Here is a 14769-nt window from a genome sequence, read left to right on the forward strand (position 1 = left end):
AAAAGACCGTCGACCTATTCTTCACTTCTACTATATAAAAAATAGTAGTGCTAACCAATGCCTTGGTCTGCACTACTAATCTTAGTATGTTTTTGTTGAGCTAACGGGCAGGTTAGCGGAACAAGTGATAGTTAATTTTTCCTTCAAGAATTATAATTATAATGTTAAATAGTGCTTATAAAAGGAGAATAGGTAATGCCTGTTATTCGGCACCAACAATTTATTAAAGCATCGGTTGAGGTATGTTTTAACCTTGCGAGGAACGTAGATATTCATACTCAAACAACTTCTAAAACAAAGGAAAAGGCTGTTGGTGGAGTTACGCAGGGGCATTTAGAAAAGGGCGATACTGTTACTTGGGAAGCTACTCATTTTGGTATTAAACAAAGGTTAACAGCAAAAGTAATTCATATGGAAAAGCCCACTGTGTTTGTTGATATTATGGTAAAAGGAGCTTTTAGTTCTTTTACACATACCCATCAATTCAAAGAGGAAAAAGGTGGGACTATAATGATTGATACATTTGAGTATAAGTCACCTTTTGGACCAATTGGAATTATTGCGGACAAATTATTTTTGGAAAGGTATATGACTGATTTTATAATTTCTCGTGCAAGAGAACTAAGAAGAATCGCAGAAAACGGAAATTAGCTTGTTCAATTAACGGGTGCTTTCCTTTAAGATCTGGCTGCTAAATAAGCAGCCTTTTTCTTATTCGACTAACGGGGCAGGTTAATTTAAGTGTAATTATTCACAATCCGTATTTCTAAATGTCCTTTTCCTCCACACAAAAAGACTCCCATCACATGAAAAGGAGAATGATTTCATTATGTAATCATCCCCTAAAATAGTTTGAAAATGCTTATAGTGATATTACTCCTCAATTACTAGCTAAACGTTTTTCAAATTCAGCCTTAAACAGCAGAATAGCATCAATATTTACAGCAAAATCGTGGTCACTGATATTAAAATTAGTTATAAACTCGTCAGATTTCTCACGAACCATAATTGTCGGAAGGTTATTGTCTCCAATAGTTTCCAGAGTTACACCACTTCCATAAATATACCAGTTAGTTTCAGTAGGCTTATTTGCTGCATTTTTAGATAAATCATTTTTTATTATTTCGCATAAATTATCCATAAAATCTTCATTTAGATTAATGATTTTTCCATGCTCACCATCAACTGTTATATCAGCATCTCCATACCAAATATTCCTGCTTGCTCGCCTTCCTTCATTCGAAGTGTATGTTTCATCATACAAAATTTTCATTTTCATTACCCTCCTTAAAATAAAATTACTTTACACTATTCTACAACAATTGGAAATTTTAAGCAAAATTGCTATTAGTCTCACTAACTTGTAAGAGTCAGCAAGCTTCTTCTTTGTATAGACAGCGAACATTGTGAATAAATGCACTTAAACTAACGGGTGCTTTAGTAGAATTTGGGTTCCTTGCAAACAATTTCAAAAAATGCTATCATAAAATGGATTATTTTTGTTCGGTGTAAAGGATAGTATCAGTAATAACTTTTCGTCTTGATGATCACTGAGAGCAAGGATAGTAATACATTGTGTGTGCTAACACACTAGGAGGCAACAAACATGGAAAAAGGTAAAGTAAAATGGTTTAATGGCGAAAAAGGCTTCGGATTCATCGAACGTGAAGGTGGAGAAGACGTATTCGTTCATTTCTCAGCTATTCAAGGCGAAGGGTTCAAAACATTAGAAGAAGGTCAAGAAGTGACTTTTGATCTTGAGCAAGGTCAACGTGGAGCACAAGCCGCTAACGTTCGTAAGGCTTAATTATAACGCCAAACATGGACAGACTCTTTTTTAGAGTCTGTTATCTATTTTACTTAGAAAAACAAATAACCCCACTCAAAAATGAGTAGGGTATCTGAAAACAGTAAATCAAATGGTAAACCAAGTGTAGCATATAAATTGTGGATTTCCTAATTTCTTTGAATTTATTACAAATAGAAAAACTTGAATATAAAATTCTCTTGTTAATTTAACGGGGGCAAGAGTTTAAGATCGGAGCTGTCATTTTGGCAGCTTTTCTTGTTGAACTAACGGAGCAGGTTAGTTTAAGTAGAATTTTTCACAAAGTTATATAAAAAGGCTAGAAATAAATATCTAGCCTTTTTCGGATACTTATCGTTCACACTGATTCGTTATTCAATCAAAAGTTATCTCGTCAGAAGAAGACACCGTTTTGTCCTTGTTAATCAGGACTCTATCCATATTTTCTTAACGTAGGAAATTGCTTAATCCTAACGCTAACTTCAATATAAACATACCCATTCTAAAAGAGTAAAAAGTTATTTGGAGCAATATGATTTTTTCTACTGTCAATTAAAGCAATACAGTGAGCCAATCGCTCCACCCCTAGTTTAATTTGACTTTCTTTCACTTGAGAGATACTTAATCGAAGGAGATTATCCTTTTTATATTCTGGTAAAAACATTCTTGAGGCATCATCAACATATATATGCTCCTCGTTTAGCATATGGACTACCTGTTTTGCTGACACATTTTCGGGCAAATTGATGGATAGATAGAATCCTGATGTCGGTTTAGAAAAACGAGTATTATCGGGTAGCAATAATTCACACGCTTCTTGAAGGATTTGCATTTTAGTATGGTATACCTCTTTTATTTTTTTTAGATGGCTATTAAACATCCCACTTTTTAAATAAATTTCAAGAGCGCCTTGAGAAAGTGCTGCACTATTAAAATCCGAACTAAATTTATATCGTAAAAAATTGTTAATCATTAATGTAGGAAGAACGACAGTAGCAATCCTTAGCCCTGGGAGAAAAACTTTCGAAAAGCTTTTAATATAAATAACTCTCCCAGAAGGTTCAAAAGAAAATAAAGGATCTGATTTTGCATTTGGATCAAGGTCTCCTAAAAAATCATCTTCCACTATATATACATCGTATTTTTCAGCTAACTCAACGATTTTTTTCTTTTCACTATTCGTGTAACAATGTCCAAGTGGGTTGTGAAATCTTGGGATAATATAGAAAAATTTTATATCATTGTTTCTAAAAATGTATTCCAGACGTTCGAGATCAATCCCATCCATCGATAACTCAATTCCAAAAGTAGTAGCTTTGTGCAGACTGATGGACTCAATGAATCCAAAATAAGTAGGCTGTTCAATTAGAATATTGTTTTTTCCATTTGGAAATGGCATAGAAACTAATAAATTAAGGGCTTGCTGCGAACCAGATACAACGACTAATCTTTCAGGTTGAGTGAACACCTGTAAATTCTCCAAATATTTCACTAACTGTACTCGTAATGAGTAAAGCCCTTGTTGATCAGAGTATGTAAAAAGCTCTTCTTTATATTGTTCAATTGCTTGATTCATACAATGTTGAAACTCAAGATAAGGCATAACATTTTTATCTGGACCAGCAGACAAAAAATCAATCACCTCATTTTCATTTTTCGCATTTTGAATTTCATTCAAAACAAAGTAGCCACTTTTAGGAACAGAATAAATTAGATGCTCTTTTTCTAGTTCTTCGTATGCTTTAATGACCGTATTTTTGCTACATGAAAAATGCTCAGATAGCTGACGAACAGAAGGGAGTTTACTACCTGCACGGAGCGATCCATCTCCTAGTCGAAGCTTAATTTCTTCCATTATCCTAATATATTTTGAGCTCAAATCTTGATCCTCCTTTTAACTGAACCAGTACAGAAGGGTAAAAAAATGGTTTATTTTTATTGAGTGTACCCGTTATTATTTTGATTATATCAGAACTATTTTTAATAAAAGTAGAAAAATGGTACAGATATGATACAAAATAAAAAGATAGGGGTAGGATAAAATGCAGAGAGAGACCAGAGAGAAATTTGGATTATTATTGGGATTAGTAGGTGTCATTTGTTTTAGCTTAACGCTTCCTTCTACAAGAGTGGCAGTAGAGTATTTTGGGACTACGGTCGTCGGTTTAGGAAGAACCGTTGTAGCCGCTATTTTAGTTACTGTTGTATTGATTGTTCGTAAAGAAAAACTACCTTCTCCTCGCCAATTCAAAAGTTTATTTATTGTTGCTGTTGGTGCAGTTTTAGGATTTCCTCTCCTCACCTCTTGGGCAATGGAATCTTTGCCTGTTTCTCATGGTGCTGTGGAATTAGCCCTGTTGCCATTAGCCACAGCAGGATTTGCAATGTTTAGAGCTGGTGAAGTCCCTTCTCTTAAATTCTGGATTTCCAGTATAATCGGTTCTTTTGCAGTTATTATGTATGCACTGCATCTAGGGTTCGGGCAATTACATTTTGCGGATTTAGCTTTACTAGCAGCAGTGATTATACTTGGACTTAGTTACGCAGAAGGTGGGAAATTAGCGAAAGAATTAGGTAGCTGGCAAGTAATTGCTTGGTCGATTATGATTGGTGCCCCATTTTTCATTATTCCAGTTGGGCTAAACCTTACAACTGAAATGCTACATGCTCCTTTACAAGCTTGGGTCAGCTTTATTTATCTAGCAGTGGTTAGCCAATTTCTAGCATATGTTGCTTGGTATAGCGGAATGGCTATGGGCGGAATAGCAAGGGTTAGTCAGATTCAATACTTACAACCATTTTTGATGATACTATTTGCAGCAGTTTTCCTCCATGAATCCATCACATTTTTCACTCTTGTAATAGCAGTGATTGTTGTCTTTTCTGTTATATTTGGCAAAAATGCTCCCGTATCAGAAAAAGCAACTGTATCAGAGGACCAAATTGTATTAGATGAGGAAGTTGTCATTGATAAAGACCATGGTTAAAAAAATGGTTATCTTATAGAGAATTTTAAGGTTTAATGATAAGTAAATATTCTGAGAGGAGAAAAAACATGTATATTCCTGCACATTTTAAAATAAAAGAGGAAGCAATTGCATTCGACATCATGAAGGAACATAGTTTTGCAACTCTTTTTTCTCAACATAATGGAATGCCTTTTGCAACTCATTTACCGTTAATTTTGAACAAGGATAATTCATATTTATATGGACATTTTGCTCGTCCTAATCCTCAGTGGAAAGACATTGTGTTTGGCATTTCAATGGATTATGAGGTATTTTTAATTTCCCGAATTAAAGAGGAATTTGACCGGTCAGGTGATAACAATAAAAGTACGGCAATTGGACTGCAGAAAACAGGTACTCTCATCAGCAGTGGGCATTGATATTAATAGTTGTAGTAGGATCGTTTATTTTTACCGACATTGAAATAACGAAAGCTTTGGGTGTAGGTTTATTTTGTGCCATTTTCATTGATGCAACGTTCATTCGTATCATCGTAGTACCTGCCTTAATGAAGTTGCTTGGTCGTGCCAATTGGTGGGCTCCTAAATGGCTATAAAAGGAAGGTAAATATATATATAACAGTCTAAAGGCGACTCTGTCGAATAGGAAGACAAGATCCAGGTGTGTTCACATTGTTGTTTTCAAATGAAGACACTTTTGTAAGTAGGGGATATTACTGAAAAAATAAAGGAAATATAGGCGGGCTTGTGTGCTCGCCTTTTTGTATTTCTAAGATTGTGAAGTTTTGTACTTAAATTAATGGGGCAGGTAAGTTTAATGAGAAATGTTATTACAAAGCTATATAAATACAGAAAAAAACATCCTTACGCACATATGGATGTATTTAAACTATTTAAACTATTGCCCAATTGGCTATTAACTCCCTTCCTCTTTAAGCCTTCCTTCTTTCGAACTGCTGAAATTCTAAAGCTACCATTTCACTATAGTTCTATGCACTAATTGTTTACAGCCTTTTTCAGAGTTATGTTCGTTGGTTAATCTGCTTACATGTATATCGCCATAATCCAAAAGAATGAGTCATAGAAGAAATATTATCTTGGACAGGCGTTTTGCCATATCGAAGTTTTTTCAAATGAATATGAATATAACAAGGAATGTACTTTTACCTATGAAGGAGAAGTTATATGTTTGAGAATGTTTCAATAATAATACCTTTTCAAAATGATTTTGGTCCTCGGCTTGAAGCATTTTTATGGGTAAAAAAATTCTTTCAAACCACAATGCCTAACGCCGAATTGATTGTTGGCACAACAAAAGGTAGTCGATTTAATAAAGGCAAGGCGGTAAATCTTGCTGCAAAAGAAGCAACAAGAGATATTCTTTTAATTGTTGATGCTGATACTGTGTTCGACCCTTGCATTATTCTAGAATCAATAAAATTATTGCGTGATGCAGCATGGGTAATTCCATTTACGGAAGTATATGATCTTCCAGTGGAAATTACAGAAAGAGTAATGAGAATGAAACCGGGCTGGCCTCTAAATGTAAAATTAGAAGAGTGCCAGAAAGTTAATTGGATGTACGATGGATTTGCCGGTAAAGTAAATCTTATTCCAAAAAGGAAATTTGAAAAAGTCGGTGGTTTTGATGAACGTTTTGTCGGCTGGGGAGGAGAAGATGATGCATTTGCATGGTCAGTGAATACCCTGTGCGGGAAATTTGTGAACTACGACGCTAAAGTATTTCATCTTTGGCATCCACCAGCGTACAATCCAGATAGTGGTGGAAACGATGCTCTAGTTGCTCGGTACATGTTCGCCAATGGAAACAAAGAGGAAATGTTAAAAATAATTAGAGAACGCTAATTAAGTTTCTTTTCAATTTTTAGCTGGTGATCGATCTCGTGCTTAAAAGTGAGGAATTATTTAAATGGTGAGAAAAGCAAAATCCCTGCAACAGGTTAAGGTAATATTGAGTTGCTACAGCAACTCTTTTTTTTATGTTAAAGTAAGCTTGTGAAGAATTGTACTTAAAGTAACGGGGCAGTTTAGTTTAACAACAATTTGGAAATGTATGGTAAAATAAATGCAAATAATAAAGGTGGAGAGTGGTACTAATGAAGGTACTATTGGAGTTAATACGAATAGTGCTAATATTTGTATTTATCGGAGGAATTTTAAGTGCCTTTATAAATTATGTGTACTCAAAATTAGGAACAAACATAGACACCTATGGCTGGATGGGAATAATTGCGATTCTTATTTTATTATTTGTACTGTATAGGAATAAATATCAGTTTAGTGGATGGTACATAGGTAAAGGTCGAGAAAAACTCCCCACAAATGTATCAAAAGTGCTTATTTCCATTTCAATATTATTAATGTTCTTACCTCCGATTCTAAGTTTCTTCTCAAGCTAACGGGTGCTTTACTTGAATAAGAACAACATAATAATCCAAACTAATTGCGAAAATTCATGAGTGGCAAAAATGGATGCGTTTATGTCTTCTTGCAAATACTTTTAAAAAATGTTAAACTTTATAAGAATTATTTTTGATCGGTGTAAAGGATAGTATAAGATTAACTTTTCGTCTTGATGATCACTGAGTGCAAGGATAGTAACACATTGTGTGCAAAGCACACAGCAGGAGGAAACAAAATGGAACAAGGTAAAGTAAAATGGTTTAACGCAGAAAAAGGTTTCGGATTTATCGAACGCGAAGCTGGAGACGATGTATTCGTTCACTTCTCAGCAATCCAAAGCGAAGGTTTCAAATCTTTAGACGAAGGTCAAGCAGTTACTTTTGAAGTAGAGCAAGGTCAACGTGGACCCCAAGCTACTAACGTTCGTAAAGCTTAATAATAAATAATAATGTTGGATATAGACAGGCTCTATTTTAGAGTCTGTTTTTTTACCTTAAAAACAAGGAACCCCACTCAGGAATGAGTAGGGAACATGTAAACAGTAAATCAAATGGTAAATCAAGTGTATCACATAAACACGAAATCTCCTAATTATCATAGGTCATATAGATTTCTGAACTGATTTAGTTAAGAGTTTTTTTGTATGCAACACTAAAGATCATTATTTATTACTTTTCAGCTACTGCATCTTTAAGAGCTTTACCAGCCTTAAAAGCGGGAACTTTTCCAGCTGCTATCTGAATTTCTTCCCCAGTTTGTGGATTTCGACCTGTACGTGCAGCACGTTCACGAACCTCAAAATTACCGAAGCCAATCAATTGAACTTTATCACCATTTTTTAATGCTTCCAAAATAGTATCAAAAACTGCATCTACTGCTTTAGATGCTTCTTTCTGTGAAAGTTCTGCGGTTTTTGCTACTTGATTAATGAAATCTGTTTTATTCATTTAATAAGCACTCCTTTAAAGACTTTACAATCCACAGGGGACGTACCTTAGTTGTAACATAGCGTACATTAGTTCGCAACTCTAACCTTATATTTTCTTGTTCAACGAAAGAAGCAGGATAGCACAAAAAGAATCAAAGGAATAAGATCAATAGTTCTGTTTGATTTGAATTTGAATATTATTAAAAGATACTTAATTACATTCTTCTTTCCAGTGATCATATCAAGCAATTAAATAACAGGGGGAAAAATTTATATGGATAATGTATTAAAAGTATCATCAAAATCAAATCCGAATTCAGTTGCAGGTGCAATTGCAGGACAATTAAGAGAAAGAGAAAATACAGAAATTCAAGCGATTGGAGCGGGTGCTTTAAATCAAGCGATTAAAGCAATTGCGATTGCAAGAGGATTCGTAGCTCCTAGTGGTCTTGATCTGGTTTTTGTTCCTGCATTTACAGATGTTTTAATCAATAATGAAAATAGAACAGCAATCAAATTATTGGTAGGTCCTAGAAAAAAACGATAGATTTGCGTTGAGACGATCAATAAAAGAATTATTTTTTAAAAATTTCGCTGATACTATATTAGCTTGTAGTGCTAACGGGTGCTTGAGTTTAACAAAGAGTCGTAGCTGCGGCTCTTTTTCTTGTTCCACTAACGTAAGCATGTTAATTGAAGTAGTATATGTTGAAATTATTTTAATAATAGGCAAAAAACCGTCATAGACGGCTTCTATTTTAGTTTTAATATTGCCACTTCTGCATTTTCATTTGTTAAGCCTCTAAAAGAAAGACACCGAACAAAATGACTGTTTAATCTACCCATATCCCATTGGTCATCTAGAATTACGAATTTTTCAATGTTTTTGTGTTTGGTTAGCCAATCCAATATTTCTTTCTCCCGTAATTCGGTTTTCATATTCGTATCAATAACAGGTGTGATATCTAGCAAAATATTGGTGTCTAAGTTGTACATTTCGAAATTTCTAATGAGTTCTCTCCAAAGGTATCCATTGTCTTGGTGGTGAACTCTCCATGTAGAGGTAATGACAATCTTCGCCTGTGATTCTTCAACGATTTTCTTTAAGTTTTTCATCGCAATTGGGTCGAATTTAATATCTTTGATTTGTTCCAAATTGTTCATTCTAATTTGTCTGTCCGTGTTTAAAACACCATCGATATCTAAGAAAATGATTTTCATGTTATCCTCCTTGGAATCATAATCCACCGCATGCTCCTATTAAAATATTCACCTTTGAATTATCCTAAATTCATTGAATAGTTGACAGTTTCTCCAATCACGAAATGTGGCTAAAGTCGCCTTTTTCTAATTTATTTGCAAAGTAAGAAGTTAATTCATAAGCGAATTGTACTTCTATTTGTTTTCTATTTTATTTTGCAATTCCAAGTGAATCACCTCTTATACAAAACTAAACCGTTAAATTCACATTAATCTTGTGAAGGAGTACACTTAAAGTAACGGGTGCAAGAGTTCAAGATGGATCGCTGCGGCGGTCTTTTTCTTGTTGCACTAACGGGGCAGGTTAGTGGAATAAGGATCATTATGGGTATAAGTTCCATAGATGTTACTCAAATAGATGAAGGAGGACCTATACCTTCTCTTAAAAAACCCGCTTCTATTTTATAGGAAGCGGGTTCTGTTTATATATCTTTTCACTTTTGTTGTCCATGTGTTGTATAATGCTTTCTCCTTCAACATCAATGTTAGGCAAAATTTTATCCAGCCATTTTGGCAAGTACCAGGCTGACTTACCCATGAGAGTCATAACCGCAGGTACGATTGTCATTCTCACAATGAATGCGTCAAAGAAAACACCGAGTGTAAGAGACATGCCTATGGATTTAATGATGGTATCAGGTGCCAACATGAATCCAATAAATACAGACATCATAATTAAACCTGCTACGACTACGACTCTCCCGCTCTCCAGCATTCCTTCTAAAATAGCTCTCTTTGGGTCGCCTTTATGCGTATATACTTCCCGCATCTTGCTCACTAGGAACACCTCATAGTCCATGGCGAGTCCGAACAGGATGCCAATTAGAATGACAGGCAAGAAGGCTAAGATCGGACCGGCAGCCGGGAAACCAAATATATTTTGGAAATGCCCATCCTGCACGAAAAATACCACTGCTCCCAACGTTGCACCAAGAGAAAGTAGAAACCCTAAAACTGCTTTTAATGGAATGAGCAGAGACCTAAACACTAGAACTAAGAGTACATATGCAAGTCCCACAATAAGGGCAGCGAAAACCGGCAAGGCATCACTCAGCTTTTGTGAAATATCAATATTCATCGCTGCTGAGCCCGTTACCATTAGTTCAATTCCATTTTCTTTCTCGGTCTGGTTCGATTTGTCCCGGATTGCTTTTACCAAATCCTTCGTCTTTGTATCGTCTGGTCCTGTTTTTGGTGTGACGGAAATCATATAAATCTTTCCAGAAGGTCCAGGGATAGCTGGTGTCACACTTTTCACATCAGCTAGGGTACCCAATTCTTTTGCAATGGTGTTCATAGCATTTTGCGTTTCAGCTGTTGCTTGCTCTGATTTTGCCACTACCACTAAAGAGGCATGAAATCCTTCTCCATATGCTTCCGCCAATAAATCATATGCTCTTCTTTCTGTCGTTGCTGTGGACTTTGTTGTTCCATCCGAAGGCAGTCCAAGGTTCATATGGAAAAATGGAATCGTAATCACTGCAAGTAGTCCGATTGCGAAAATTGTAACGATCAGAGGACGCTTTGTGACAAATTCCCCCCATTTATTTGAACCAGCGTGTTTCTTACCTGCCCCACTCATCTTTTGTAAGAATCGATTTTGTTTAGACGGGGCAATCTTATCGCCGACAAGTCCCAATATGGCTGGTAATATAACGACGGAAACCAACACAGCTGCGAGAACAGTAAAGGACGCGGATACGCCCATCGTTGTCAGAAATGGAATCTTTGTAACAGACAGTCCTAAAAGACCAATAATAACTGTTAATCCTGCAAAGATTACTGCACCTCCCGCTGTTCCCGTTGCGATAGCAACAGATTCTGGAACAGAATCTCCTTGTGCAAGCTGTTGTCTAAAGCGATTGATAATGAAGAGCGCATAGTCAATGCCCACTGCGAGTCCCAGCATGGCTGCTAATGATAAGGAAACAGATTGGATTTCCACATAATTGGTCCCAATCATGATTCCTAGCATTCCAATCGCTAATCCGATTATCGCAGTGAGAATCGGCAGTCCAGCTGCTAGAAAAGACACAAAAGTAAATGCCAGGACTACGAAGGCAACAAGCACTCCGACAATTTCAGTCATACCTGAAGTCTCTGAATCAGAAAATTGGATATCGCCCCCTGATAATTCCGTTTGAATGCCGGCATCCCTTGTTGTTTCAATACTATTTAAAATCTTATCCTTAGAAGCTTTTGTGACCTTTTCCGCTTTCACTTTGTACGTAACAACTGCATATCCGATTTTCCTATCTTTACTGAGGTTTTGCAGCTGCATCGGTGCTGCCACAGAATCAACAGCTGAATCTTTTTTAATCTCATCTAGAACTTTTGCAATTTTCTGTTGTACTTCCGCTGACTCCAAGGTTTCGTTTTTAGATGCTTGAAACACCACTTTTACTTGGGCACCTGCTGGTTGCATCCCTTTAAACTCTTTTTCAATTACTTTTCCTGCTTTATCTGCCGGTGTATTCGGAATGATCAGCTCACCCTTGAAGGAGGAACCTATGTTGACTGCAAAAAGCACTAATGCAATAAGAATTGCGAGTGCACTGAATACAACCTTTTTCCTATGGTTTACTGCCCAATGTCCTAAATTATACAGATATTTTGCCAATTGAATCTCACCCTATTCTTGTTGATAATTTGTCTTGTCCTTACGTTGTAATCTAGAAACGCACAAACACCAAACCATATATTATTCATATAAAAAAATTAAAAATGTATATTATAACTTGTATCTGATATCCCTCCCTATTAATAGCTTGCAGAATGGCGGCAAATCGCCAGTAGGAAACAAACAAAATGGTACACATTGACAGCAATAATGTCCTTTTATACAATGACAATATCACTACACTAACAATTGCGCTTACACGTGTAAGTATAGCAGTGAATTTTCATCTTTCAAGCACTATGTGATGATTTGCACTTAAAACGAACAGAATGAAGGGATGTGTTAGCTTTGAGGAATTCAAGAGAAGACAGTGTACTCTCTCAGAGATACATTATGGAGGCATTGAGCGCACTGTTGCAGGAACATAAACTGCAAGATATAACCGTAACAGCTATTTGCAAAAAGGCTGGGGTTGCCAGAGTCACATTCTACAAATACTACCGCAACGTTTACGACGTCGTGCAAGCATCTGTGGATGAAATTGTTCAACAATTCTTGAAAGTGGTTGATAGTTTGGATCCGTATGTTAGTATGCAGCTAATTATTGAATATATCATTGAGGGATTTGTGTCTGCACATAAGCCGTCAGAAACGTTAATTGATGCAAATATATCAAGTATGCTGCTTGATTATTTGAATTATGCAATGGAAAAGGTCTTTCAAGCGGATATTACGCGCAATCATGACATGAGCAGAATGCAACTCCTGTTTTTAGCAGGCGGTATCTTTAATATTGTTACCGATTGGATTAAAAGAGGGGCAAGGGAATCTCCCCAGGCACTTGCTGCAAAAATATACGAGATTCTTCCATATGGGACAACAGATAGAAGGAATTTGGGGAATTCATGATACAGCTGTTCTATCTTTTATTACATCTCAAAAAATGATGCATCACAAGGATTATAGAAAAAAACGTGGATTTGTTAATGAAGGGGTACGAAGAATTGGAAAAAAGGTGAACTTATTACAATGAGTTACCATTTATAATCTTTACAGTTATTCATGTGGTTTAGATTGTGCTTCGCTATTTATACATTACAATCGAGCGGGATATTGTCTTGTTCCTATTCAATTACAATGCAGATTGTGAAGTATTGTACTTAAACTATCGGGTGCAAGAGTTAAGGAACGGGATGGCTGCGGCGTTCCCTTTTTTATTGTACTAAAGAAGCAGGTTAGCTTCATATGTCAAATATGGATGGGCATTATTTCAAGGAGGGAATATGCTCCTTTTTTTTTGAATATATATTTTAGAAATCAAATGAGAATTAATGAGGTGAGCTATAGTTTTGAAGGATTTAGATGCTGCAATTACAAAACTAACAAAAAAGACTGATGTGGATATACATCTTGTTGGTTTTAAAAAATACTTAGACAAAATAACAGTTGATATTAACCTAACTTTTTATGGTGAAGAGGAAATTCAAGAGGAGTGGAAGATTGTTTGCGAAAACAACGGAACTCATAGATTTGAATTCGAAGTGGTTGAAGAATGGGAGATCTTCAGTGATCATGAATTGCTATGGGATTATAACAAAGAATACGTTTCAATATACTTTAACGGAAAAACTAATTCGACTACAGATGTCATTGGAGAACTTTATAAAGCTCATTATAACAATACCGAAGGTTACATACCGTTTGGTGAATACATAAATCATTTGGTATATAGAATTGATAAACTTTTAGATGGCGGAATTGGACTATTTGCTTATGGTCCATTAAATTTATTGGATTCATATAGGAATGTGTTAACAAAGTACGGATATAAGACAAATGTGTATCCACTAAATTATAGAAATGAAAAGGACTATAAAAAGGATACGGATTATAAACTGTTAGTTATGGGTAACTCCTATGTTGTTGCTAAGAATTTTTCAGCTCATAAGGTTAAGGGAAAATAAATGGAAAATTTGTGAAAAATTATACTTAAGCTAACGGGTGCAAAGTTAAAGATGAGATCGCTGCGGCGGTCTTTTTCTTGTTCAGCTAACGTGGCAGGTTACTTGAAGAAGGGATTCGTTCAACTTAAATAGAATAATAAGTAAAGTTTACATTTATGAAGGTGGAACAATGGATATATTCATACAGTTTTTACAATGCTGTTCCTCTTGCTGTAATCATGCACACAGAATATGGAGTGAATCCTAATACAAAATATTCGGCAAGGATTATCATAAAGAAATAGTGAGCTCAATGAATTTTTCTGAATCTTGACATTTCTTACAAAAAATGTTATGATTAAAAAGAATTATTTTTGTTCGGTGTAAAGGATTTGTAACTTTTGATCTTGATGATCACTGAGAGCAAGGGTAGTATTACATTGTGTGTGTTTACACACTAGGAGGCAATACAAATGGAAAAAGGTAATGTAAAATGGTTTAATGGCGAAAAAGGCTTCGGATTCATTGAACGTGAAGGTGGAGACGATGTATTCGTTCATTTCTCAGCGATTCAAGGCGAAGGTTACAAAACTTTAGAAGAAGGTCAAGCAGTGACTTTTGATGTGGAGCAAGGTCAACGTGGACCTCAAGCTTCAAACGTACGTAAAGCTTCTTAATTTTACAAAACAGGGAAGGCAGGCTCTTTTATGGGAGTCTGCTTTTCTTTTTTCTGTGAAACAAAGAACCCCCACTGGTAAAGGAGTAGGGAACATAAAAACAGTAAATCAAATGGTAAACCAAGTGTAGCATATAATTAAG

General features: G+C 35.7%; 14 protein-coding genes and 2 pseudogenes. 11 read left to right on the forward strand and 5 right to left on the reverse strand.

The features are described from left to right. Positions 1–195: 195 nt before the first annotated feature. A complete protein-coding gene (locus PH210_RS27545) occupies positions 196–651 on the forward strand; it encodes an SRPBCC family protein (protein ID WP_289989572.1) in 456 nt (151 codons plus the stop codon). A gap of 229 nt (positions 652–880) precedes the next feature. Here PH210_RS27545 and PH210_RS27550 read toward each other — a convergent pair whose 3' ends face one another. Then, positions 881–1273 carry a hypothetical protein gene (locus PH210_RS27550; RefSeq protein ID WP_289989574.1) on the reverse strand — a complete coding sequence of 131 codons (393 nt, stop codon included), beginning with the start codon at positions 1271–1273 and terminating at the stop codon, positions 881–883. Between the two features lie 333 nt (positions 1274–1606). Between PH210_RS27550 and PH210_RS27555 the strand changes: the two genes are divergently transcribed. After that, on the forward strand, positions 1607–1807 hold the full coding sequence (locus tag PH210_RS27555; RefSeq protein WP_289989575.1) for a cold-shock protein: 201 nt from the start codon (positions 1607–1609) through the stop codon (positions 1805–1807). A gap of 502 nt (positions 1808–2309) precedes the next feature. Here the strand turns inward: PH210_RS27555 and PH210_RS27560 are convergent. Next, positions 2310–3686 carry an aminotransferase-like domain-containing protein gene (locus tag PH210_RS27560; RefSeq protein ID WP_289989578.1) on the reverse strand — a complete coding sequence of 459 codons (1377 nt, stop codon included), beginning with the start codon at positions 3684–3686 and terminating at the stop codon, positions 2310–2312. 163 nt (positions 3687–3849) lie between these two features. Between PH210_RS27560 and PH210_RS27565 the strand changes: the two genes are divergently transcribed. From PH210_RS27565 to PH210_RS27585, 5 genes and pseudogenes are all read left to right on the forward strand, one after another. After that, positions 3850–4794 (forward strand): DMT family transporter, encoded by a 945-nt coding sequence (locus PH210_RS27565; protein ID WP_289989580.1) that lies wholly within the window; start codon positions 3850–3852, stop codon positions 4792–4794. Between the two features lie 68 nt (positions 4795–4862). Next, positions 4863–5057 (forward strand): annotated as a pseudogene (locus PH210_RS27570) (FMN-binding negative transcriptional regulator); the annotation flags it as partial. Continuing rightward, positions 5055–5371: pseudogene (locus PH210_RS27575) on the forward strand (MMPL family transporter); the annotation flags it as partial. The pseudogenes PH210_RS27570 and PH210_RS27575, both read left to right, overlap by 3 nt. A 589-nt stretch (positions 5372–5960) precedes the next feature. Next, positions 5961–6641, forward strand: a complete 681-nt coding sequence (locus PH210_RS27580; protein ID WP_289989581.1) for a glycosyltransferase family 2 protein — start codon at positions 5961–5963, stop codon at positions 6639–6641. A gap of 793 nt (positions 6642–7434) precedes the next feature. Further along, positions 7435–7635: a cold-shock protein gene (locus PH210_RS27585; protein ID WP_007083691.1), complete on the forward strand. Its 201-nt coding sequence runs from the start codon at positions 7435–7437 to the stop codon at positions 7633–7635. A gap of 232 nt (positions 7636–7867) precedes the next feature. Here the strand turns inward: PH210_RS27585 and hbs are convergent, their stop codons facing one another. Continuing rightward, the gene (gene hbs / locus PH210_RS27590; protein WP_179602077.1) at positions 7868–8146 is read right to left on the reverse strand and encodes a non-specific DNA-binding protein Hbs; all 279 of its coding nucleotides are present in this window, start codon (positions 8144–8146) and stop codon (positions 7868–7870) included. A 255-nt stretch (positions 8147–8401) separates the two neighbouring features. Here hbs and PH210_RS27595 point away from each other — a divergent pair, with 255 nt between their 5' ends. Next, positions 8402–8674, forward strand: a complete 273-nt coding sequence (locus tag PH210_RS27595; RefSeq protein ID WP_289989585.1) for a stage V sporulation protein S — start codon at positions 8402–8404, stop codon at positions 8672–8674. A 206-nt stretch (positions 8675–8880) separates the two neighbouring features. On the opposite strand, the gene PH210_RS27600 is transcribed toward PH210_RS27595, so the two are convergent. Together PH210_RS27600 and PH210_RS27605 are read right to left on the reverse strand one after the other, a co-directional pair. Next, the gene (locus PH210_RS27600) at positions 8881–9348 is read right to left on the reverse strand and encodes an HAD domain-containing protein (RefSeq protein ID WP_289989587.1); all 468 of its coding nucleotides are present in this window, start codon (positions 9346–9348) and stop codon (positions 8881–8883) included. Between the two features lie 436 nt (positions 9349–9784). After that, a complete protein-coding gene (locus PH210_RS27605) occupies positions 9785–12007 on the reverse strand; it encodes an MMPL family transporter (protein ID WP_289989589.1) in 2223 nt (740 codons plus the stop codon). A 393-nt stretch (positions 12008–12400) separates the two neighbouring features. Between PH210_RS27605 and PH210_RS27610 the strand changes: the two genes are divergently transcribed. The 3 genes from PH210_RS27610 to PH210_RS27620 all read left to right on the forward strand — a co-directional run bounded on the left by PH210_RS27610 (position 12401) and on the right by PH210_RS27620 (position 14627). Beyond that, positions 12401–12916, forward strand: coding sequence for a TetR/AcrR family transcriptional regulator (locus tag PH210_RS27610; RefSeq protein ID WP_354670031.1), 516 nt, complete (start codon positions 12401–12403; stop codon positions 12914–12916). Positions 12917–13356: 440 nt separating this feature from the next. Continuing rightward, positions 13357–13971 carry a hypothetical protein gene (locus tag PH210_RS27615; protein WP_289989593.1) on the forward strand — a complete coding sequence of 205 codons (615 nt, stop codon included), beginning with the start codon at positions 13357–13359 and terminating at the stop codon, positions 13969–13971. 452 nt (positions 13972–14423) lie between these two features. Further along, on the forward strand, positions 14424–14627 hold the full coding sequence (locus PH210_RS27620; RefSeq protein ID WP_098536551.1) for a cold-shock protein: 204 nt from the start codon (positions 14424–14426) through the stop codon (positions 14625–14627). The last annotated feature ends 142 nt before the right edge of the window (positions 14628–14769 follow it).

Source organism: Paenibacillus sp. BSR1-1, assembly GCF_030403775.1.
Classification (GTDB): domain Bacteria; phylum Bacillota; class Bacilli; order Bacillales; family Cytobacillaceae; genus Neobacillus.

What these genes read in the sequence shown, in the direction of transcription:
- PH210_RS27565 (WP_289989580.1), top strand. Translation starts at nt 3,850, where the DNA reads ATGCAGAGAGAGACCAGAGAGAAATTTGGATTATTATTGGGATTAGTA.
- PH210_RS27600 (WP_289989587.1), bottom strand. Translation starts at nt 9,348, where the DNA reads ATGAAAATCATTTTCTTAGATATCGATGGTGTTTTAAACACGGACAGA.
- PH210_RS27610 (WP_354670031.1), top strand. Translation starts at nt 12,401, where the DNA reads ATGGAGGCATTGAGCGCACTGTTGCAGGAACATAAACTGCAAGATATA.
- PH210_RS27545 (WP_289989572.1), top strand. Translation starts at nt 196, where the DNA reads ATGCCTGTTATTCGGCACCAACAATTTATTAAAGCATCGGTTGAGGTA.
- PH210_RS27580 (WP_289989581.1), top strand. Translation starts at nt 5,961, where the DNA reads ATGTTTGAGAATGTTTCAATAATAATACCTTTTCAAAATGATTTTGGT.
- hbs (WP_179602077.1), bottom strand. Translation starts at nt 8,146, where the DNA reads ATGAATAAAACAGATTTCATTAATCAAGTAGCAAAAACCGCAGAACTT.
- PH210_RS27550 (WP_289989574.1), bottom strand. Translation starts at nt 1,273, where the DNA reads ATGAAAATTTTGTATGATGAAACATACACTTCGAATGAAGGAAGGCGA.
- PH210_RS27620 (WP_098536551.1), top strand. Translation starts at nt 14,424, where the DNA reads ATGGAAAAAGGTAATGTAAAATGGTTTAATGGCGAAAAAGGCTTCGGA.
- PH210_RS27595 (WP_289989585.1), top strand. Translation starts at nt 8,402, where the DNA reads ATGGATAATGTATTAAAAGTATCATCAAAATCAAATCCGAATTCAGTT.
- PH210_RS27585 (WP_007083691.1), top strand. Translation starts at nt 7,435, where the DNA reads ATGGAACAAGGTAAAGTAAAATGGTTTAACGCAGAAAAAGGTTTCGGA.
- PH210_RS27555 (WP_289989575.1), top strand. Translation starts at nt 1,607, where the DNA reads ATGGAAAAAGGTAAAGTAAAATGGTTTAATGGCGAAAAAGGCTTCGGA.